Annotated in this window: 18 protein-coding genes and 2 tRNA genes; 12 read left to right on the top strand and 8 right to left on the bottom strand. The window is 30.7% G+C overall.

Annotated features, from left to right (window positions below):
- The first annotated feature begins 10 nt into the window (after positions 1–10).
- A complete protein-coding gene (locus tag N3Z17_RS03140; RefSeq protein WP_282472551.1) occupies positions 11–748 on the top strand; it encodes a 3-deoxy-manno-octulosonate cytidylyltransferase in 738 nt (245 codons plus the stop codon).
- Entirely contained in the window at positions 735–1,463 is a 729-nt protein-coding gene (locus tag N3Z17_RS03135) for a lysophospholipid acyltransferase family protein (protein ID WP_282472550.1), read from the top strand. The genes N3Z17_RS03140 and N3Z17_RS03135 overlap by 14 nt, the downstream gene beginning before the upstream one ends.
- 135 nt (positions 1,464–1,598) lie before the next feature.
- Here the strand turns inward: N3Z17_RS03135 and N3Z17_RS03130 are convergent, their stop codons facing one another.
- From N3Z17_RS03130 to miaB, 4 genes are all read right to left on the bottom strand, one after another.
- Positions 1,599–2,468, bottom strand: coding sequence for a tol-pal system YbgF family protein (locus N3Z17_RS03130; RefSeq protein WP_282472549.1), 870 nt, complete (start codon positions 2,466–2,468; stop codon positions 1,599–1,601).
- 6 nt (positions 2,469–2,474) lie between these two features.
- Entirely contained in the window at positions 2,475–5,000 is a 2,526-nt protein-coding gene (leuS, locus tag N3Z17_RS03125) for a leucine--tRNA ligase (RefSeq protein ID WP_282472548.1), read from the bottom strand.
- A gap of 133 nt (positions 5,001–5,133) precedes the next feature.
- The gene (locus tag N3Z17_RS03120) at positions 5,134–5,778 is read right to left on the bottom strand and encodes a M48 family metallopeptidase (RefSeq protein WP_282472547.1); all 645 of its coding nucleotides are present in this window, start codon (positions 5,776–5,778) and stop codon (positions 5,134–5,136) included.
- A gap of 151 nt (positions 5,779–5,929) precedes the next feature.
- Positions 5,930–7,261 (bottom strand): tRNA (N6-isopentenyl adenosine(37)-C2)-methylthiotransferase MiaB, encoded by a 1,332-nt coding sequence (gene miaB / locus N3Z17_RS03115; RefSeq protein WP_282472546.1) that lies wholly within the window; start codon positions 7,259–7,261, stop codon positions 5,930–5,932.
- A gap of 205 nt (positions 7,262–7,466) precedes the next feature.
- On the opposite strand from miaB, the gene N3Z17_RS03110 reads away from it, so the two are divergent.
- The gene (locus N3Z17_RS03110; RefSeq protein ID WP_282472545.1) at positions 7,467–8,684 is read left to right on the top strand and encodes a pyridoxal phosphate-dependent aminotransferase; all 1,218 of its coding nucleotides are present in this window, start codon (positions 7,467–7,469) and stop codon (positions 8,682–8,684) included.
- Between the two features lie 187 nt (positions 8,685–8,871).
- Complete coding sequence (locus N3Z17_RS03105) at positions 8,872–10,056, top strand: multidrug effflux MFS transporter (protein WP_282472544.1); 1,185 nt, start codon at positions 8,872–8,874, stop codon at positions 10,054–10,056.
- 33 nt (positions 10,057–10,089) lie between these two features.
- On the opposite strand, the gene N3Z17_RS03100 is transcribed toward N3Z17_RS03105, so the two are convergent.
- Both N3Z17_RS03100 and ruvA read right to left on the bottom strand, forming a co-directional pair.
- Positions 10,090–10,166 (bottom strand) — tRNA-Met (locus N3Z17_RS03100).
- 187 nt (positions 10,167–10,353) lie between these two features.
- Complete coding sequence (gene ruvA, locus N3Z17_RS03095; protein WP_282472543.1) at positions 10,354–10,962, bottom strand: Holliday junction branch migration protein RuvA; 609 nt, start codon at positions 10,960–10,962, stop codon at positions 10,354–10,356.
- Between the two features lie 126 nt (positions 10,963–11,088).
- Here ruvA and N3Z17_RS03090 point away from each other — a divergent pair.
- From N3Z17_RS03090 to N3Z17_RS03080, 3 genes are all read left to right on the top strand, one after another.
- Positions 11,089–11,175 (top strand) — tRNA-Leu (locus tag N3Z17_RS03090).
- A gap of 19 nt (positions 11,176–11,194) precedes the next feature.
- Complete coding sequence (glyA, locus tag N3Z17_RS03085; RefSeq protein WP_282472542.1) at positions 11,195–12,463, top strand: serine hydroxymethyltransferase; 1,269 nt, start codon at positions 11,195–11,197, stop codon at positions 12,461–12,463.
- Between the two features lie 170 nt (positions 12,464–12,633).
- Positions 12,634–13,575: a patatin-like phospholipase family protein gene (locus tag N3Z17_RS03080; protein WP_282472541.1), complete on the top strand. Its 942-nt coding sequence runs from the start codon at positions 12,634–12,636 to the stop codon at positions 13,573–13,575.
- Positions 13,576–13,581: 6 nt separating this feature from the next.
- Here N3Z17_RS03080 and ftsY read toward each other — a convergent pair whose 3' ends face one another.
- Positions 13,582–14,496 (bottom strand): signal recognition particle-docking protein FtsY, encoded by a 915-nt coding sequence (gene ftsY, locus N3Z17_RS03075; protein WP_282472540.1) that lies wholly within the window; start codon positions 14,494–14,496, stop codon positions 13,582–13,584.
- A 260-nt stretch (positions 14,497–14,756) separates the two neighbouring features.
- Positions 14,757–15,356 carry a GTP cyclohydrolase I FolE gene (gene folE / locus N3Z17_RS03070; RefSeq protein WP_282472539.1) on the bottom strand — a complete coding sequence of 200 codons (600 nt, stop codon included), beginning with the start codon at positions 15,354–15,356 and terminating at the stop codon, positions 14,757–14,759.
- A gap of 457 nt (positions 15,357–15,813) precedes the next feature.
- On the opposite strand from folE, the gene N3Z17_RS03065 reads away from it, so the two are divergent.
- The 5 genes from N3Z17_RS03065 (at position 15,814) to nuoI (ending at position 20,954) form a co-directional block, all read left to right on the top strand.
- A complete protein-coding gene (locus tag N3Z17_RS03065; RefSeq protein WP_282472538.1) occupies positions 15,814–17,016 on the top strand; it encodes a DEAD/DEAH box helicase in 1,203 nt (400 codons plus the stop codon).
- A gap of 291 nt (positions 17,017–17,307) precedes the next feature.
- Positions 17,308–18,528: a dicarboxylate/amino acid:cation symporter gene (locus N3Z17_RS03060; RefSeq protein ID WP_282472537.1), complete on the top strand. Its 1,221-nt coding sequence runs from the start codon at positions 17,308–17,310 to the stop codon at positions 18,526–18,528.
- 8 nt (positions 18,529–18,536) lie between these two features.
- On the top strand, positions 18,537–19,583 hold the full coding sequence (ribD, locus tag N3Z17_RS03055) for a bifunctional diaminohydroxyphosphoribosylaminopyrimidine deaminase/5-amino-6-(5-phosphoribosylamino)uracil reductase RibD (RefSeq protein WP_282472536.1): 1,047 nt from the start codon (positions 18,537–18,539) through the stop codon (positions 19,581–19,583).
- Positions 19,573–20,445 carry a peptide chain release factor N(5)-glutamine methyltransferase gene (prmC, locus tag N3Z17_RS03050; RefSeq protein WP_282472535.1) on the top strand — a complete coding sequence of 291 codons (873 nt, stop codon included), beginning with the start codon at positions 19,573–19,575 and terminating at the stop codon, positions 20,443–20,445. The genes ribD and prmC overlap by 11 nt, the downstream gene beginning before the upstream one ends.
- A 29-nt stretch (positions 20,446–20,474) precedes the next feature.
- On the top strand, positions 20,475–20,954 hold the full coding sequence (gene nuoI / locus N3Z17_RS03045) for an NADH-quinone oxidoreductase subunit NuoI (RefSeq protein WP_236869725.1): 480 nt from the start codon (positions 20,475–20,477) through the stop codon (positions 20,952–20,954).
- Positions 20,955–21,133 lie beyond the last annotated feature (179 nt).

Below are 21,133 nucleotides of genomic sequence, written 5' to 3'. Positions count from 1 at the left end.
AACAATTGAAATGAAAAGTAACACTGTCATTATAATACCAGCACGTTTAGGTGCAATTAGGCTACCCAAAAAGCCCCTTATAGATATTGATGGCATCCCTATGATTATCAGAGTTCATAATCAAGCAGTAAAAGCAAATGTCGGTAAAGTCATTATTGCTGGATGTGATAGTGAGCTTGAGAACCTAATTCGTTCATATAATTTCAACTACGTTCATACAGACCCCAAGCTTCCATCTGGCACAGACAGAGTATATGCTGCATATCAAAATCTAGGAGAAAAGTTTGATAATGTTATTAATCTTCAAGGTGATATGCCTCATGTAAATCCAGATACAATCATTAAGGTGAACGATATTTTAAATGATACCAAAAATGCTGAAATAGAAATAGCAACTGCAGCAACTAGAATTGATAATGATGACAATATTGCAATCGAAGATATGAATACTGTTAAAGTGATAAAAACTGCCCAAGACATTGCTTTATACTTTACTAGGCACTCAATTAAATTAAGTGAAAATTTCAAGCATATTGGAATATACGCCTTTAGATCAAAATCTCTTGGTAAATTTATATCTTTACCGCAATCGATATTGGAGAAGGATGAGAGGTTAGAACAACTAAGAGCTTTGGAAAACAATATGAAGATTAAGGTTGTGATAACGGAAGACCCTAATATTAGCATTGATACTAGGGAGGATTTGTTGAAATCTGAAAAATACCTGCAAAAGTATGAAAAGATCTAAATCTATATCCATTCACATAAGGTCTCTAATTTTTAACATTTTTTTGCCTATTTGGACTGTTTTTATTTCTACATTGCTATCGCCATTAATATTTTTTAAAAATCCAAAGGTAATGTCTGCTTTAGGAATTAGTTGGTCATATGTTACAATATCTGCCTTAAGAATAATTTGTAATATTAGAATTGAAGTTCAGGGAGCCCATAACTTACCAAAATCACCTTACATAATTGCTTGCAAGCATCAGTCTGCTTTAGAAACAGCTTTTTTTCAGCAATATTTAAAATTTCCAGTTTACGTTGTAAAAAAAGAATTATTAAAAATACCATTTTATGGGTGGTTTTTAAAACATATGGGGATGATATCAATTGATAGAAAAGGTGGAATTTCTGCTTTAAAGCAAATGCTACGAGATTGCGAAAAAAATTTAAATCAAAATAGAAGCATTATCATATTTCCAGAAGGTACTCGAGTTATGCCACTTGAGTCAGTTGAATATCACGCAGGTATTCTAGCAATAAAAAAGAAATTTCCAGAAACACCAATTATTCCTGTGGCACTGAATTCAGGTCTATTTTGGCCAAAAAACTCATGGTTTAAATATCCTGGTACTATGAAATTTAAAATATTACCTGAGCTTGATAAAAACTTAGATAATAAAAGTACTCTGCACGAACTAAAGAAAACTATTGATGAAAATAGTGCTTCATTACTTTAGTAGAAATCAACATATAGCTTGGGTCAGATATGTAGTACAAGGCGAGAGTGATGAGCGAAGTGTAGTTAAAAACCTACATAAGCGAAGAATGACGATGTCAATACTTATCTGAATTATGCTATATAAGCTTAAGAGTTAATTTATATCTCGCTTACTGCCACACTTTGCTGTATTTTTCACCTCATTTAGTGTTTGCTTTATCAAAAATGGTATATCATGGTAGTTGTTATGAACATAATCAACAACTTTACAGGCTTTGTCATAGCTTCCAATTTTTGAAAGGGTTTTTGCCAGCATTACTAAATTATTTAGTGTTCTTGCCCCTTGATCAAATTGAAAGCCTTTTAGATAATTAACCGCAGCTGCAGTGTAATTTTTTCTTTGATATTGAATTTCCCCTAAATAAAAATACACATTTGAGTTTAAGATACTATTGGGATATGCTTTTAAAAATTTCTTAAATTCTAAAATTGTAGAATCAAAATCCTTATTTTTTAATGACTTTACTATAGTCTGGTATTCATCTTTTTCCTTTTCTGAAGCTTGAGTATCCTCAAACTTATTATCAGATTTTGCACCCAGGTGACTATCTAATTGAGAATCAATCAAATTTAAAATCTGTTTATCATTACTTTGTTCATCAATTTCACTTTCTATACTATTTAGTTTATCACCCAAGTTTTGAACTTTATTATCTAAATCATTTCTTATAGATTTCAATTCTTTTATTACATATTCCATTTCCTTTCTGAGCAATTTCACCTGCTCTACAAGCTCATCATCTTGGAGTGTAGTCGCAACATTAGGTTTCTGTTTTAGATCTTGAAGATTAAAAACATATTGTTGCAACTTATCTATTTGTTGTTGTTGCATCTCATCGATTTGTTGCTTGAGTTCAGTTGTACTTTTTTTATGATTTTCGTCTACACTCTGTTCAGAAAACGAAAAATCCACAAATGAATTGACAGCACATAAAGCTATAACAATAGTAGTTAATTTATGCATCCCCACTTAAACCACGAAATTAATTATTCTATTTTTAATATATATTAACTTTTTAATACTGACATTAAATAAATATTTATCAAGTGTTTTGATTGATTTTACTCTGTGCAGTGCATCTTCTTTTTCACAATCAAGTGGCAGATCTATAAATGCTCTTGTTTTTCCATTAATCTGAATTGTTACTTTTACTAATTCATTTATTAATAAATTTTGATTTGCAACTGGCCAATGATCAACATAAACAGTACTATTTTTTCCAAGCATTGAATATAATTCTTCAGCAATATGAGGAGTAAAAATTGATAACATTTTGATCAAAATAATTAAAGACTCTTCTGTAATATTATTAGAATAATTATTAGCAAAAAGCTCATTAGTTAATGTTCTAATTTGAGCAATTGCTTTATTAAATGTAAAATTTTCTAAATTCACCGTTACTGAATGAATGATTTGATGGAGAAATCTTCTAAATTTATTTTCCTTTTCACCATCTATATTAAAGTCTTCTCTTTTATTAGTAACAAAATTTTGAACAAACTTATAAAGAGAATTTAGATATCTATAACTTCCCTCAATACCTTCATCAGACCATTCTAGATCTCTAGTTGGTGGAGAATCAGAAAGAAGAAATAATCTTACAGAATCCGCACCGTATTTTTTTATAATATCACTTGGATCTATGGTATTTTTTTTAGATTTACTCATTTTTTCAATACGTCCATCCTGTGCAACTTCATTACTACCCTTTATAATCCATTTATCATCTTTTTTGAAAACTTGATCTGGGCTTAGCCAATTATTACTGGCGTCTTTAAATGTTTTATGACAAATCATTCCTTGAGTTAATAGCCCTATAAATGGCTCATCAATGTCAAAATATTTACAATCTCTTAAAGCCTTGGTAAAGAAGCGAGTATATAATAAGTGCAAAATTGCATGCTCAATTCCTCCGATATATTGATTTACTGGCAACCATTTTTCTACAACTTTTTTGTCAAATGCTATTTGTTTTTCAAGACTACAAAATCTGGCAAAATACCAAGATGATTCAAAAAAAGTATCAAATGTGTCTGTTTCTCTATTTGCATCACCACCACATTTATGGCACTTTACATTTTTCCATGTTGGATGATTATCGAGAGGATTACCCTTATTTTCAAACGATATATCTTGAGGTAGACTAATGGGCAAATGTTCTTTTAACTCCGGAACAACACCACATTTTTTACAATATATAATTGGAATAGGACAACCCCAATATCTTTGTCTAGATACGCCCCAATCCTTAAGTCTAAAGGTGATTTTCGTTTTGCCTATATTATCTAATTTTAATTTTTCTAATATTTTTATTTTTGCATCTTCTGTGGTTAAATTATCTAAAAAATCAGAATTAATAATTTTACCCAAAGTGTCGGTATATGGTAGCAATATTTCTGAATTGTTTGTATTAGCTAATACTTGTAAAATTTCTAAATCATATTTTGTTGCAAATTCATAATCCCTTTCGTCATGAGCTGGGCAGCCAAATACAGCTCCAGTACCATAATCTGATATTACATAATTTGCTATAAATATTGGCAATTTTTTATCTTTAATATATGGATGATCTACATAACACTCTGTAAAAAACCCATTTTTTTCAATACATTCATCAATATTTCCTGATTCAGAATCTGATTTACATTGTTTTATAAATTGTGTTTTTGCATCTGAATCTGGAATATTTTTTACAAACTCATGATCATGGGATATACAAATAAAAGTAGCACCAAATATAGTTTCCGGCCTTGTTGAAAAAACTAAAATCTTCTCATTTAGATTATGAACTTTAAAATTAATCTCTGCTCCACTTGATTTTCCAATCCAATTTTTTTGCATAATTTTCACCTTATCAGGCCAATTTGGTAAATTATCCAAATCATTAAGTAACTCATCAGCATATTTGGTTATTTTTAGAAACCATTGTTTTAATTTTTTCTTCTGAATTTTTGCTCCTGATCTCCAGCCCTTACCGTCAACAACTTGTTCATTTGCTAAAACTGTGCAATCAACAGGGTCCCAATTTACTATAGATTCTTTTTGATAAGCCAAACCCGCATCTAAAAAATCAATAAACATTGCTTGCTCATGTTTATAATAATCAGGTTGAGAAGTGTTTATCTCCCTGCTCCAATCATAGGAAAAGCCAAGTGAATTTAATTGCGCTTTCATTCCCTCAATATTTTTTATGGTCCAATCATTCGGATGCAATTTATGTTGAATAGCTGCATTCTCTGCTGGCAATCCAAAAGCATCCCAACCCATAGGGTGTAAAATGTTGAACCCTTGAGCCTTTTTATACCTCGCAATTGCATCTCCAATTGCATAATTTCTCACATGGCCCATATGAATATTTCCAGATGGGTATAAAAACATTTCTAAAACATAGTATTTTTGTTTATCACTATTTTCATCCGTTTTATATAATTGAGAATCATCCCAAATTTTTTGCCATTTCTTTTCAATTTTTATGTGATTAAAATTTTCTGTCATCGCCAAATAGTAAAGGTTAATTAAATATTTTTAAAGAATCAATTATGATAATATTCCATATCATAAACCTGAAGATTTATATATAAAGAATTTTAGTCAGTTATAAAATATTAGGTAATTATATTTTTTAAGCCTAATTAAAATCTTTGTTATTTTTTAAAATATTTTTTAATCTTTTAGCAAGATGCGGATGAGTTGAAAAAATTTCAGAAAACCAAGTTACAAACCCAGCAGATTCATCGTAATTTTTTATATAATTTTCTTCATCAACCTTTTTATATAACCTTTTTCCAGATGCTAAAATTAAAATTCCTTTTTGAGCTCCTTTTGGAGATAAAGAGCATCCTATATTATCGCATGTGTACTCTTTTGCTCTAGAATGTGCAAAATATAAAAAGGGGATAATATAAGATGGAAATAGAATTAATGTATGAAACAATCCAACATGTCCTCTTTTAATATGACCTAATTCATGTGCAATAACAAATTCCACAGCTTCAATTCCTTCTTCATACGCCATTTCAAAAATATCAGAATATATTATGACGTAATTATTTGATAAAAATTTTGTGGCAAAAGCATTTAGTAGTCCTCCACCCTGTAATAGATATACTTTAGGAGTTTTTTTTAATTCAAGAGCCAAAGATTGTCTGTTAGCGATTTCATATATTTCCGGAAACTGGTCATTAGTTATTTCTACAGCATTCCCTCTGAGGTGCCCTATAAGAATTACTTGTGAAATAAATACAAAAATCACTATATAAATTACCCAGGGCATGAATATGGGTTTAATTAGTAGTATACAGTAAAAAATCAGACTAACGATTAGAGAAAATCCATAATAAATTTTTTCTTTTTTACTTATTTTAAATATAACATTTTGCATTTTAAACACTATTCAATTTTAACCAATTTTATTTATTTTAAGATTAATTGCAATTAGTAATTTCTCCAATTAAGCTGTTTAACCCAGCTTCAGTAATATGCACCTTCTTTATCTCACCTATAATGTTATCATCTGATTCAACAATAACAGATTGTAAATAGGGCGATTTTCCAATGATTTGCCTACTATACTTTCCTGCTTTATCAAACATAACATCCATATCTTTTCCTATAAATTGCTTATTAAACTCTAATTGCTGACTTCTTAATAAATCTTGTAAAATTGCTAGCCTTGTGGATTTAACTTCTTCCGGAACTTGATCTTCAACCATAGATGTAGGTGTACCTGGTCTTGGACTGTATTTGAATGAGTAGCACTGTGCATAGCCAACTTGTTTAACTAAATCTAAAGTGTCTTCAAAATCTTTATCGCTTTCTCCTGGATATCCAACAATAAAATCAGAAGAAAAAGCAATGTCTGGCCTATGCTTTCTAAATTTGTCAATAATTTCAAAATAAAAATCTCTAGTATGATCTCTATTCATACTTTTTAGTATTTTATCCGAGCCTGACTGTACTGGTAAATGCAAAAATGGCATGAGTTTTTCTTCCTCTGCATGAGCTATAAATAATTCATCGTTTATCATGTCTTTTGGATGTGACGTAGTATATCTTACTCTTTTCAATCCATCAATTTCACAGATTTTCTTTATAAACCACCCTAAACTTCTTATGGTATCGTCTTGATCAATGCCATGAAATGCACTTACATTTTGCCCCAATAAAGTAATCTCTTTTACTCCTTTTGAAATAAGGCCTATTGCCTCCCTGTAAATATCTGGTATTTTCCTAGAGTATTCCTTGCCCCTTGTATATGGTACGCAGCAAAAATGGCAAAATTTATCACAACCCTCTTGTATCGTTAAAAAAGAGGAATGCCTTGGATTTTCTGGAAGGTTGATTTCATCAAATTTACTTTCTTCATCAAAATCCAAATCCATCACCCATTTTTCTTGTCTTTTAACCTTCTCTAATAGCTTGGGCAAATTATGATATGATTGTGGGCCAACAACTATATCAACGTTTTTGGCTCTTTTAAAAATCTGCTCACCTTCTGCTTGAGCTGTACACCCTGCAACGACAACAGTTGGTTTTACTCCTAAATTATTTTTTTTGATCTTGCCTAATTCAGAATATACTTTTTCTGATGCCTTTTCCCTTATATGGCATGTGTTTAAAATTATTAAATCTGCATTTTTTTCATCCTGAATTAATGAGAAGCCATGAGGTTTAAGTAAATTTTCCATCTTCAATGAATCGTAAACATTCATCTGGCAGCCATATATCTTAATGTATAAGTTTTTTTTACTTTGCATGACCCTTGGTATTGTTCTGCAATGAAATATACCAGATTATATGCTAAAATCTAGATATAATATTTCAAAAATATTGAAATGCTCTGCAAAATATCCAGTTTTTAATAAAGTTTTTTAGCACTAACAAAGTCTTTGCTTTAAATTTTTCTAAAATTTTGTAGAGTGTAGTTAGTAGAAACTTAGTAGAATTATTCACGAATAAAAAATGGACTTAAAAGCAAATTTAATATCAGAAAAATTAAAATTAATAAAACCATCACCTACACTTGCCGTTACAACGAAAGCAAAAGCCCTCAAAGCAGAAGGTAAAGATGTTATTGATTTAGGGGCTGGTGAGCCTGATTTTGATACTCCAGAAAATGTAAAACAAGCAGCTTATGCTGCAATTAAGTCCGGAAAAACAAAATACACAGCTGTAGACGGCATTCCAGAATTAAAAAAATCAATTGTAAATAAATTTCAAAAAGAAAATAAACTAAATTACAGTACTGATCAAATTACTGTAGGATGTGGAGCCAAGCATGTAATATACAATATTATAGTTGCAACAATAAATCCAGATGATGAAGTTATTATACCATCACCATATTGGGTATCCTATCCTGATATGGTATTAATAAATGGTGGCAAGCCAGTGATTGCAAAAACTTCTAGAAGTGAAAATTTTAAACTTACACCTGAAGTTTTGAGAAAAAACATAACGAATAGAACAAAGTTATTGATTCTAAATTCACCAAGTAACCCAACTGGAGCATGTTATTCAGAAAATGAATTAAAAGCCTTAGGTGATGTTTTAAATAATTACCCAAACATATATATCATTTCAGATGATATATATGAGCATATTAGATATCAAAATTATCAATACATAAATATTGCAAATATTAATGATGAGCTCAAAAATAGAACGTTTGTTGTTAATGGTGTATCAAAAGCCTACTCCATGACAGGTTGGAGAATTGGCTATGCGGCAGGTGATAAAGATTTAATCAAAGCAGTGGCAAAAATTCAATCCCAAAGCACATCAAACCCCTGCTCCATTAGCCAATATGCATCAGTAGAAGCTTTAAGTGAAAATTCTTATGAATTCATAGAAAAAAGCAAATTAATTTTCAAAGAAAGACGTGACTTAGTAATCGAAAAACTAAATAAGATATCTGGTATTCAAATGGATGTTCCTGATGGGGCGTTTTATATCTTCCCTGGTTGCGAAGAACTGATTGGTAGAAAAACTCCTTCTGGTATGCAAATAAAAAATTGCACAGATTTTGCACAATATTTACTCGAGGAAGTTTTGGTAGCTGTTGTTCCTGGAATCGCATTTGGTGCCGAAAACTTTTTTAGAATTTCATACGCAACTTCAGATCAAAATCTTCTAGAGGCCTGCGAAAGAATCAAAAAAGCTTGTGAAAAACTTGTCTAAAAATATAAAATCAAAATTTATATACAAAAGAAAAAGTTTTTATCATATATACCAATTAGTATTTGACAATAATTAAAATAGATAATACTAAGCTTTACAGAGTGATACTTTAGTATAACCAGTGCTTGTACGTATTAGTCATTTCAAGACTGTTTACCTAATAATTCTGTGAAGATTGATTCATAATATGATTAATAATAATTTAAAATTTTTAATAGCTATTACATTAATAGCCTGCACTGCTACAGTCAGCTCAGACATATATGCACCATCGATTCCAGAAATTTCTAATTATTTTGATATTTCTATATCGCTTGCTCAGTCTAGTATGGTAATTTTTATGTTTTCCCTTGCTTGTAGCCAATTAATATATGGCCCTCTTGCAGATGTATACGGCAGAAAAAAGCCATTAATATTGGGGACGATAATTTTCATAATTGGTAATATATTATCTGTATTTTCAAATGATATTTTGATGCTAAATTTCAGTCGCTTCATTCAAGGTTTTGGAGCTGGAGCTAGCGCTTCTCTTTGGCGCACAATGTTCCGCGACAAATATTCTAGTACAGATATGGCAAAATACGGTGGTTATTTAACAATAGCTATGACATTTATTATGCCAGCAGCCCCTCTTGTGGGTGGCTATTTACAAGAAATATTTAGTTGGCAAGCAAGTTTTATATTTATGATTATCTATGCTATTACTGGCGTGTTTTTTATTGTGCTATTCATAGCTGAATCACATAAAATAAACGACATTCACAAATTTTCATTTATTAATATACTTAAAAATTACTCTACATTAATTAGTAATAAAGTTTTTATTGGCTACACATTTTGCTCCTTCTTATGTTTTGGAGCACTATTTTCTTGGTTTATAATCGGCCCTGTAATAATAATACATCATCTTGAACACACCCCAAGTTTATTTGGATGGTTAGCCCTCATTTGCGCAGGTTTTCCTATATTTATAGGCGGTTACTTAAATGGTAAATTTGTCAACACGTATGGTTCACAAAATTTACTTAAATTTGGCTGGAGCGTGATGTTTATTGCAGGCATTCTACTTTTCTTCGGATTCTACATATTTGGAGTTAATGTATTAGCTATTTTCATCCCTATTACTCTTTTTAATCTGGGAATCTGCTTTGTCTTTCCTAATTCATTTGCACAGGCATTTGAACCTTTTGGACACATAGCAGGCACAGCTTCAGCTCTTTACGGATGCTTACAAATTGCAGGTGCCGTAATAATTGGCGCCATTGCATCTTATGTACCAAACAATAATCAAGTGCCATTAGCGATAATTATGATGATATCCCCTGTACTATCCTGGCTTATATATAAGATTTTAAAACTAAATGAACTTTAATGGTAAAAATTGTAAATTCTTTTTTGCAAAATTTGGTTGCGGGGGCAGGATTTGAACCTGCGACCTTCAGGTTATGAGCCTGACAAGCTACCGGGCTGCTCCACCCCGCGTCAAAATACATAAGACTTGTATCATACAGAGATAGTAATAGCAAATCAAATACGACTATTAAATAAATTATTTTTTTAAAGATTGATTTAATTCACCATCAGAGTCTGAGATAAAGTAATTATTTTATCAAGAAATTTTTTTATTGGATGTGAATTAGTTTAAATTTATATCAATCGCTTAAAATAACTATGTAGATAAAATCTTAATACAATTTTTAATAAGCATTTCCAATTCAATTTCTTTTCCTTGTGATATCACATCGTTAATTGCAGAATTTATTTGCCCTAGGCTATAGCCTAAATTCATCAACGCAGACGTCGCATCCATAATAATCTGAGAATGCCTATTACTAGAAGTGCTAATTTCGTGTTTTACTTTAATATTTTGCAATTTATTTATGAATTTTTTAGTTTTCAATTCATTTACAAGTCTTGCTGCAAGCTTGGGTCCGACCCCACTGATTTGTGTAAATTTTCTGTCATCATTAATTTGTACTGACTGAATTATTTCATCAATATCAAGACTCCCAATAATTGTTTGGGCAAGCTTTGCACCTACTCCTTGAATAGTTAATAAATGATTAAAGAACTCTTTATCAATATCATTTGGAAATCCAAAAATGCTAATGTCATTTTCTTTAACCATTGTTTGAGTTATTAATTCAATTTTATCTCCAACATGATGCTTGCTTGTTATCTTTTTAGAACAAAAAACTACATACCCAACACCATTTACATTGATTATTATGTGATCCAAATAAATATCACAAATTTCACCAAATAATTTGCCTATCATTCTTTATACATGAAAATTATTGCTAACAAACTATCACTTTTGATGAATTTAATAAAGAATAACTATTTAATTGCAAAAAGTTGTTGAAATAATCTATTGATTATACATAATGCTTAGATATTGTTTGCCCGCATGATGGAATGGTAGACATAACGGACTTAAAATCCGTGGGGAGTCAATCCCTTGCCGGTTCAAGTCCGGCTGCGGGTACCACTTACAAAACATCACTGATATGGAGAGTACTTTCTTTTATAAAAATTTATCACAATCAGACAGAACGGTTAAGGAATACATTGATTACGAGTTACACAGGCAGCAAAGCTCAATTGAGCTCATTGCATCAGAAAATATAGTCAGTAAGGCAGTACTTGAAGCTCAAGGCTCAATTCTTACCAACAAATATGCTGAGGGCTATCCTGGCAAACGTTATTATGGTGGATGCGAATTTGTTGATAAAATTGAAAATCTGGCTATAGAAAGAGTTAAAAAACTGTATTCTGCTAATTTTGCAAATGTTCAACCACATTCTGGATCTCAAGCAAATCAAGCAGCATTTTTTGCCTTACTAAAAGGTGGGGATAAAATTGTTAGTCTATCTTTAGACTGTGGTGGCCATCTCACACATGGCTCAAAAGTTAACTTATCTGGCAAATGGTTTGATATAGAACACTATTTTGTGGATAAAGAAACGTTTGAGCTAGATTATAATGAAATCGAAAAACTTGTTAAACAAGCAAAGCCAAAATTAATTATAGCTGGCGGCTCGGCATACCCAAGAAAAATTGACTTTGCTAAATTTAGACAAATAGCAGATTTAGTTGGGGCTTATTTACTAGTTGATATGGCGCATATTTCAGGCATAATAGCAGCAGGATATCATCAAAACCCTATTGAATATGCACATGTTGTAACATCTACCACCCATAAAACACTAAGGGGCCCAAGAGGCGGTATTATATTGACTAACCACGAAGACATTTTTAAAAAAATTAATTCTGGCATATTTCCTGGAATACAAGGCGGTCCATTAATGCATGTCATAGCTGCAAAAGCAGTTGCATTCGGTGAAGCATTACAACCATCATTCAAAAATTATATCAATCAGGTTTTACTCAACGCTAATACGTTAGCATCAGAATTATTAAATAGAGGCTATAATGTTATAACTGGTGGAACAGACACTCATCTTTTGCTTGTTGATTTAAGAAAACAGGGAATTACAGGGAAACTTGCAGAGGAATCTCTGGAAAAAGTAGGATTAACTTGCAACAAAAATGGCATTCCTTTTGATGATGCTAAGCCATTTATCACTTCTGGCATTAGACTCGGCACTGCTGCCGCTACAACAAGGGGCTTTAAAGAAGATGAATTTACTTTAACAGCTAGCTTGATTGCAGATATTCTTGATGATTTAGCTAAAAATACCGAAGTAAATGTATTAACTAAAAATGCAACACTTGAAAAAGTGTTGAGTTTATGTAAAAAATTTCCCATCTATTAAAAATTTTTATTTTTCAATATCATTATTTATACCATCGTAGATATTTAAAACCTTAGGAATAAATTTAGCTCACATAAAAATACATTAACAAAAATTTGTTTTTTATCTATCTTCCAATACAAATTTATAGTGATATTGTTATAGTGATATTATTTTTCAAAATTAATAAGATGAAATTAAATTTTTTAAACATTAAGAATTTCACATGTTTAATATTATTGCTGATTTTTTTTAATTCTTGTAAATACGCAAATCATCATACAAACATGCAACCATCACATAAATTGGAAGAAAATAAAAAAATAAATATAGCTTTAGTTTTAAGTGGCGCTGGAAGTAAGGGAATTGCACATGCTGGTGTAATTGCTGCATTTGAAAAACATAATATTCCTATTGATTTAATAGTTGGTTCTAGCGCAGGATCGTTAGTGGGTTTGCTTTATGCAGATAGTAAAAACATCACCAAGGTAAAAGAAATTTTAGTTAACGCTAGCAGGAAGGATTTTTTACAGGGAAGTCCTGCAATAAATTTTATTGGAGCTACATTGTTCAACACTCCGTCTGGATTTAAACAATTTGATAAATTTTTAACTACAAATATTAAAGCAACAAATTTTGAAGAATTACAAATTCCTCTAGCAGTAGTAACAACAGATATAAATTCTAGTAAGTCTCACATTTTCAATTATGGTGATATTAAAAGTGCTATATTCGCTAGTTGCGCAATACCTGGTTTATATCAACCAGTGAAAATAGGAGATAAATTACTAATTGATGGTGGCGTAATTTCTCCTGTACCAGTAAAAGAAGCTTTACAATTTAAACCAAATGTTACAGTTGCAGTTAATATAGTATCACCCCCTCCAAGCGATGAGATAACAAATAACCTTTCAATATTATATAGAAGTAGTTGGATAACCTATTATAGTCTTTCATTGGAACAAGAAAGTTATGCAGATATATCGGTTAATATTGATACATCTAAATATGATTGGTTGGACGATTTAAGTAAAAAAGATAAAATTGAGTTATTCGAACTTGGCTTAAGCGCAGGAGAGAAATTGATTATTAATAATAAACAATTATTTAGTGGCAATAAAAAATCAACATAGCTAACATTAACCAGACAATAGAGCTTCTGCAAAATCCTTTGCAGAAAATGCGTTTAAGTCTTCAATTCCCTCCCCTACCCCAACAAGATAAATTGGCAATTTAAATTTTTGAGTAATAGGCACTATAACACCAGCTTTGGAGGTACCATCTAGCTTTGTTAAAATAATACCATTGATATCAACTATATCTTTAAAATTTTCAACCTGCTTAATTGCAGTCTGCCCAATAGTAGCATCAATTACAAGTAAATTTAATTGAGGAAAAGCTTGATCATTTTTTTTCAGAACTTTGTTTATTTTTTGCAATTCATTCATCAAATCAATTTTATTGTGCATCCTCCCTGCCGTGTCGATTAAAAGCACATCAAAATTTTCATTCCTTGCCTTAATTAAGGCTTTATAAGCAATGCTCGCAGGGTCAGATTTATACTCCCCTGTTATAATTTCACAATTAGACCTTTTTGCCCAAATTTCCAACTGTTCAGTTGCAGATGCCCTAAAGCTATCACATGCTGCAATCAATACTTTATGACCATCCCTTTGTAATTTATGCGCTATTTTACCTAATGAAGTAGTCTTACCACTACCATTAATTCCCGAAAAAACGATAGTATAAGGTAAATCTGAATTTGGTATAATTAATTCCTTTGCATAAGGTTTTAATATAGATTGCATCTCTTCAACAACACAATCAATAACCATTTGCCTTGTTATATCAGTATTAAAGCTCCTTTTTGATATCTTTTCAATGACTTCTCCAGAGAATTTTACTCCAAGATCACTTGATATCAATATTTCCTCTATATCATCTAGTACTTCTTTATTAGGTCTATTTAAAGCAAAAACTTTTTTAATATTTGTGCTTAAATTTGCAGATGTTTTGCCTAACCCACTCCTTAATTTACCAAACCAATTCTTCATAATTTAAATAAAGACAAAAGAATATGAATAACATAAAAATACTTTATTTGAAATTACTGATTTTAAATTCAGCAACTAGAACAATTACACTTATCATTACTCTAACCCTATCTATTTTTTATGATTTTTATCTCAATTTACGCCACTGGCATATTCTAGTTATTGCTCCAATTGCAATTCCTGTTTCCAATTTTAATTATCTTTTCGTCATTTTGAGATTGCTACAATATATAGGGTCAAAACAATATGTTTATAAAATGCTAAATTATTAATTGAAAAAATCTTCTACTAATTTCTGCATCATTCCTAAAACAGCCTATTAACGTATGTGTCTTCATTTTTACATCTTTTTGGTTAATGCCTCTGTTGTTTATACAGCTATGACTCGCTTCAATCATAACTGCGACACCTTTAGGTTTAAGCGTAAAATTGATAGTATTAGCAATCTCAGATGTAAGCCTTTCTTGAATTTGAAGGCGCTTAGAATAAATTTCAACTACCCTTGCTAGTTTACTAATACCGACAACTTTAGTGTTTGGGTAATATGCTATATGGGCCACACCTTTAATAGGAGCCATATGATGCTCACAATGAGAATATAATTTTATACCCTTCAAAAGAACCATATCTTGATACCCAGAAATTTCTGTAAATGTCTTTTGCAAAACATGACTCGGATCTTCTAAATAACCTGAAAAATGCTCTTTAAGACTATCAACAACTCTTTTGGGAGTATCGATCAAACCCTCTCTATTTGGATCTTCACCTATCCATTTCAATATTGTTTCTACAGCACGCCTTGCTTCGCTTTCCGATACTTTAACTTGGATGTTATTACTCTTCAGTAATTTACTTTGCATAATCGCGTAATATTAAAATAAGAACTGGATTATATCACTAAATATTTTTTTTTATAGTTTTTATTAACTAAATTAATGAGAAAATTTATGTAAAAATCTGATAAAATTGCAAATCAAATTAGAAATTCAATAGACATATTGTCAAATAATAAAAGAACCTTCACTCATAATACTTGCGTCACACAGATATGAAAAAGATTAAGCTAAGAAGGGATTTAATAAAACAATCGAATAATTATTTACAAGTTGACATTAACTGAATAAGTATCTAGAATACCAGACTTATTAATAATTTATATCTTAGGTCTATGCTTATCATAGGTCTATAAGATCAATTGTTAGAGCTGATCTCTATATCAGACAGCATAGTGAAAATACTCAAATAATAATTATTAATAAAAAATGAAAGCGTTATATCGCTTATATAATTATTAATCTTATTAATCGTATTTTATCTATGGACAATTTTAATTCTCTTAATATACCAACCGACCTAAAAGATTCATTAACCAGAATGAACTTAATCATTCCGACTCCAATTCAAGCTCAAACTATACCTATAGCTTTAGAAGGTAAAGATGTTATAGGATCAGCACAGACCGGAACAGGCAAAACTATTGCCTTCTTAATTCCACTATTATCAAAAATTTTGCAATCAAATAATGAGCAGGCTTTAATATTAACACCAACTAGGGAATTAGCAACGCAAATACAGACTGTGATAGAAAGCCTACTTCTTAAAATAAAAACTATTTCTTCAGTTTTATTGATTGGTGGCGCACCAATATTCAAACAAATTCAAAACCTCAAAAGAAGACCTAACATAATTGTAGGAACACCAGGTAGGGTAACTGATCATCTAATTCGCAAAAGCTTAAGTCTTAAGAATATAACTATGTTGGTAGTTGATGAATCAGATAGAATGTTAGATATGGGTTTTAGCATTCAATTAGATAAAATTTTAGAATTTTTACCTGCTGCAAGACAAACATTAATGTTTTCTGCTACTTTCTCACCAGAAATTTTAAAGTTATCAAAAAAATATCTTCAAGATCCTGAAAGAATAACGGTTGGCTCTATAAATAAAATTACTCCAAAAATAAAGCAAGATATTAAGCATACAAATACTGCAACTAAGTATGCTGACTTATCAAGTGAACTAGATGCTCGTGAGGGATCAATAATTGTATTTGTGAACACAAAAATTATTGCAGAGAGTCTAAGTAAAAAGTTATTGCAGAATAATCACAGCGTATCGACAATTCATGGTGATGTGATGCATAGAAAACGTGAAAGAGTAATTAAGAATTTTCGTGCAAAAAATTTCCGCATAATGATTGCAACAGATATTGCTTCAAGAGGGTTGGATATTTCCCATGTTGAACATGTAATTAATTATGATTTACCAATGTCTCCTGAAGATTATATACATCGTATAGGAAGAACTGGGAGAGCTGATACTGAAGGATCTGCTTTGAATTTAATCTTACCAAATGAGTTAGGTAAATGGAAAAGGATAGAGCGCTTACTCGATCCTAGTAAAAAATTCTCAGATGAGAAAAAATTCTCAGACGAGAAATTTGCAAAACCAAAAGCACATGACAACAGTCGCTTTAAAAAGCCTAAATTTAAAAGATTTTATAGCAGAAAAAGCGCTTAATAAAATTAATACTTTTGCCACTGTATAATAGAAAGATCGATGGTATAATAGAAAGATCGATGATTTAGAAAGTAAAATTGTTTTTATAAATAAATTTTTCTATCTAAAATCATCTTTCTACTTATCTATCTTTATTCTTTGGTTTACATTGAAGCACTCTACCAACGTTAAAATAAAAATTCAGTGCAAAATTTATATTTTTAGTATAACATGTGGTTATTATATTCAAAATTTTAATTTGTACATGATTGTACATAATTAATTGTAAATAATTTTTAAACTCGAGGTTGGATGAATAAAAAGCTTAAGCTTTGGCAGAAAGTTATAATAGGAATGGTCTTAGGAATACTTTTTGGTGTTTATGGAAAAGAATATGCTCAATATCTAAAACCATTTGGGGATGTTTTTCTCAACATGATTAAGATGGTTGTCGTACCATTGATATTATTTTCCATATTAAATGGAGTAATTAGCGTTAGTGATGCTAGCACTTTTGGTAGATTAGGTACAAGAGCATTTTTAATGTACATGGTAACAACAGCGTTCGCTGTCACGATCGGCTTAACTTTTGCAAATGTTTTTGAGCCAGGCGTGGGGTTGACTATTGATCTAACTAATCCAATTGAGCATCAAAAAAGTGAAGATCTTAAAGATTTATTTATAGATATTATTCCCTCGAATCCTGTCAAAGCCATGGCCGATGGTAAAACCTTACAGATTGTTGTTTTTGCTTTTTTCACTGGTTTTGCACTTATTTTAATTGGAGATAAAGGAAGGGAAGTTAAAAATTTTATATCTTCTTGCACACATTTAGTATTTAAAATGATTCAGCTAGTTATTCAACTTACTCCATATGGAGTGTTTGCGATAATGTCATGGGTAGTAGCTGATTATGGAATTGAAATTATGCTTCATCTTGGAAAATTTATTCTTGTTGTAGTTGGAGCACTGTCTGTTCAATATATTCTTTTTGGAATTATGCTATTACTCTTTGCAAGAATCAATCCCATACCTTTTTACAAAAAAATGATCACTACTCAGGCCCTTGCCTTAGCAACATCTAGTAGTAAAGCAACACTTCCAACAGCAATTTCAGAACTTAGAAATAAAGTTGGTGTATCAAAAGAATCAGCATCATTTATATTACCTCTTGGTGCAGCAGTAAATATGGATGCAACCGCAATATACTTAGGAATATGTGCCGTTTTTTTTGCTCAAATCTTTGGTGTTAATCTTGATTTTAATCACTATATAATTCTAATTCTTACTGCAACTATTGGATCTATCGGTGCAGCTGGATTCCCTGGTGGCTCTATGGTTATGATGGGAATGGTATTGTCATCGGTAGGAATACCACTTGAGGGTATTGGTGTGATTTTAGGGATAGATAGGATTTTAGAGATGCTTAGAACAATGATTAACATAACTGGAGATTGTACAGTGACGTTGATAGTTGATAAGATGGAAGGGACTTTCAATCAAAAAACATACTACTCCAAAGATTTAAAATAACTACCCTCATGGATAACGATGTGTATTTCATGAATAAGGCACTTGATATGGCAAAATCAGGTATTGGAAGAACTGGTTCCAATCCTTCTGTTGGATGCATAATTGTTAAGGACGATAAAATTATTTCTAGCGCGAGAACAGAAAATGGTGGTAGACCTCATGCCGAATGTTTAGCTATAGATAAATTACACGATAAGGAACTGGCAAAAAGCACTGTTTATATCACCTTAGAGCCATGTTGCAATGATAAGGAAAATGATGTTTCATGTGTTAAAAAAATAATTCAATCAAAATTTTCTAGGGTTGTAATTGGCACAATTGATCCAAATCCAAAAATTAGTGGCACAAGCATAGAGATTTTAAAAAATAATAAAATTGAAACTACAGTAGGAATTTTAAAAAATGAATGTGAAGAAATTATAAATGGGTTTAAAAAAAGAATGTTGCAAAATCGACCATACATTACATTAAAAATTGCAACAAGTTTAGACGGTAAAATTGCCCTAGCAAATGGTAAGAGTAAGTGGATTACCAGTGAAAAACTAAGAAAATTATCACATCAATTAAGATCGAAAAATGATGCAATATTAACAGGAATAGGCACTGTTATTGCAGATGACCCACTTTTAACATGTAGATTATACGACGAACAACATAGCCCCATAAGAATCATACTAGATTCTGATTTAAGAATTTCAAAAAACTCTCAAATAGTACAAACTGCAAAGAGAATCAAAACTATAATTTTTACCTCACAAAATTCAAAAAATATAGATGGTGATATTAAAGTGATTACCGTCAAAAAATCAGATATAGGTCTTAATCTTAATGATGTTCTAAATCATATTGCTGATTTAGGAATTAATAATTTACTTATTGAAGGCGGTCAAAAAATAAACACCTCTTTTATAAAAGAAAATCTGATAGATAAAATAATCCTTTTTCAATCTAATAAATTCATTGGTGGCGATGGATTAAACGCTATAGGCAAACTAAATCTTCAAGATTTAAATCAATGTTTTGAATTTGAAACAGAAGTTATACGTGAAAATTGATAAAATAACTATATCAGCAGCACTAAATAATGCTCAAAAAATACTTCAGGAAATAGGCATTGAAACATATAAACTAGATGCAAAAATCTTATTATCCCACATCTTAAATTTGGCTGATTCAGAAAATTTAATATTCAAATTAAATGAAAAAATATCACCAGATACGTATTCAAAATATATCAATTTAGTTGAGCGAAGATTAAAATTTGAGCCTGTGGCGTATATTATAGGTAGTAAGTATTTTTGGAAACAAAATTATATTATTAACAATAATGTCCTTATACCAAGGCCTGAAACAGAACTAATTATCGAATTAATTTTAAAAAAATTAACAAATAGAATTGATGCAAAATTAAATATACTAGATTTGGGCACGGGCAGTGGATGCATCATATTATCATTACTTTCGGAATTAAAATTTTCAATTGGTTTAGGGATTGACATCTCTGAAGAGGCCTTGAATATAGCCATACTCAATGCCAAAAAATTTGATATAGATAAAAGGGTAAATTTTAAGATAAGCAATTGGTTTAGTAATATCGAAAATACTGATCAATTTGATATTATTATTTCAAACCCTCCGTATATAACAATTGATGACTGGCAAAATTTAGAGCCTAGCGTATTAAATTATGAACCAAAAAATGCATTAACTGACCATAATGATGGAGTAGAAAATTATAGAATTATAGCAAAAAATGCAAAAATATTTCTCAAAAAAGATGGGATTATAATTCTAGAAATGGGATTCAATCAAAGCAAAAAAATTAGAGAGATATTTGAGGCGAAAGGATATGAGATTGAAATTTTTAAGGATTTGCAAAGTATTGATCGTATTGCTATAATCAGAAACGATTCATAACATAGGTTTTAAATTTGAAATTAAAAGAATTGAAATATCATATTAAATCTTTCCTGTTGATAGATATATTAAAAGGTATGTTTTTAACTTTGACATATTTGTTTAAAAGAAAGGTAACAATTAATTATCCCTTTGAAAAAGGATACTTAAGCCCCAGATTTAGGGGAGAACATGCATTAAGAAGATATTCTAATGGTGAAGAAAGATGCATTGCATGCAAACTATGTGAAGCAATTTGCCCAGCGCAAGCTATAACTATAGAAGCAGAAGCAAGATCTGACAAAAGCAGAAGAACCACAAAATACGACATTGATATGACAAAATGTATTTATTGTGGGCTTTGCCAAGAAGCATGCCCAGTGGATGCAATTGTAGAAGGACCAAATTTTGAATATGCAACAGAAACTCATGCTGAGCTATTATACGATAAAAACAAGTTGATAGACAATGGTGATAAATGGGAGGGTGCAATATCTAAAAACCTTTACAGCAATAAGTACTTTTCTTGATTAAAAATCCTACACTATAACGTTGGTCCGATTAAATTAATTGATAAAAAGTTAGGGATTCATATAGCGCTGTTTATGATTAAAAATGAACCAGAACTTATTTCTAATGTCAGGCCATAATCTAAGGAAGAACTTTAATAATAATTTTGTGTTTTCTTGATGTCATAGTCACTATTTTA

Origin of the sequence: Candidatus Bandiella numerosa, assembly GCF_029981845.1 — a bacterium.
Taxonomy (GTDB): domain Bacteria; phylum Pseudomonadota; class Alphaproteobacteria; order Rickettsiales; family Midichloriaceae; genus Aquirickettsia; species Aquirickettsia numerosa.
This window is presented reverse-complemented; position numbering and strand designations above follow the sequence as displayed.

What these genes read in the sequence shown, in the direction of transcription:
- folE (WP_282472539.1), bottom strand. Translation starts at nt 15,356, where the DNA reads ATGCAAAGTAAATTACTGAAGAGTAATAACATCCAAGTTAAAGTATCG.
- glyA (WP_282472542.1), top strand. Translation starts at nt 11,195, where the DNA reads ATGGAGAGTACTTTCTTTTATAAAAATTTATCACAATCAGACAGAACG.
- ftsY (WP_282472540.1), bottom strand. Translation starts at nt 14,496, where the DNA reads ATGAAGAATTGGTTTGGTAAATTAAGGAGTGGGTTAGGCAAAACATCT.
- N3Z17_RS03120 (WP_282472547.1), bottom strand. Translation starts at nt 5,778, where the DNA reads ATGCCCTGGGTAATTTATATAGTGATTTTTGTATTTATTTCACAAGTA.
- N3Z17_RS03130 (WP_282472549.1), bottom strand. Translation starts at nt 2,468, where the DNA reads ATGCATAAATTAACTACTATTGTTATAGCTTTATGTGCTGTCAATTCA.
- N3Z17_RS03065 (WP_282472538.1), top strand. Translation starts at nt 15,814, where the DNA reads ATGGACAATTTTAATTCTCTTAATATACCAACCGACCTAAAAGATTCA.
- miaB (WP_282472546.1), bottom strand. Translation starts at nt 7,261, where the DNA reads ATGCAAAGTAAAAAAAACTTATACATTAAGATATATGGCTGCCAGATG.
- N3Z17_RS03140 (WP_282472551.1), top strand. Translation starts at nt 11, where the DNA reads ATGAAAAGTAACACTGTCATTATAATACCAGCACGTTTAGGTGCAATT.
- N3Z17_RS03080 (WP_282472541.1), top strand. Translation starts at nt 12,634, where the DNA reads ATGAAATTAAATTTTTTAAACATTAAGAATTTCACATGTTTAATATTA.
- N3Z17_RS03110 (WP_282472545.1), top strand. Translation starts at nt 7,467, where the DNA reads ATGGACTTAAAAGCAAATTTAATATCAGAAAAATTAAAATTAATAAAA.
- N3Z17_RS03060 (WP_282472537.1), top strand. Translation starts at nt 17,308, where the DNA reads ATGAATAAAAAGCTTAAGCTTTGGCAGAAAGTTATAATAGGAATGGTC.
- N3Z17_RS03135 (WP_282472550.1), top strand. Translation starts at nt 735, where the DNA reads ATGAAAAGATCTAAATCTATATCCATTCACATAAGGTCTCTAATTTTT.
- ribD (WP_282472536.1), top strand. Translation starts at nt 18,537, where the DNA reads ATGGATAACGATGTGTATTTCATGAATAAGGCACTTGATATGGCAAAA.
- N3Z17_RS03105 (WP_282472544.1), top strand. Translation starts at nt 8,872, where the DNA reads ATGATTAATAATAATTTAAAATTTTTAATAGCTATTACATTAATAGCC.
- ruvA (WP_282472543.1), bottom strand. Translation starts at nt 10,962, where the DNA reads ATGATAGGCAAATTATTTGGTGAAATTTGTGATATTTATTTGGATCAC.
- leuS (WP_282472548.1), bottom strand. Translation starts at nt 5,000, where the DNA reads ATGACAGAAAATTTTAATCACATAAAAATTGAAAAGAAATGGCAAAAA.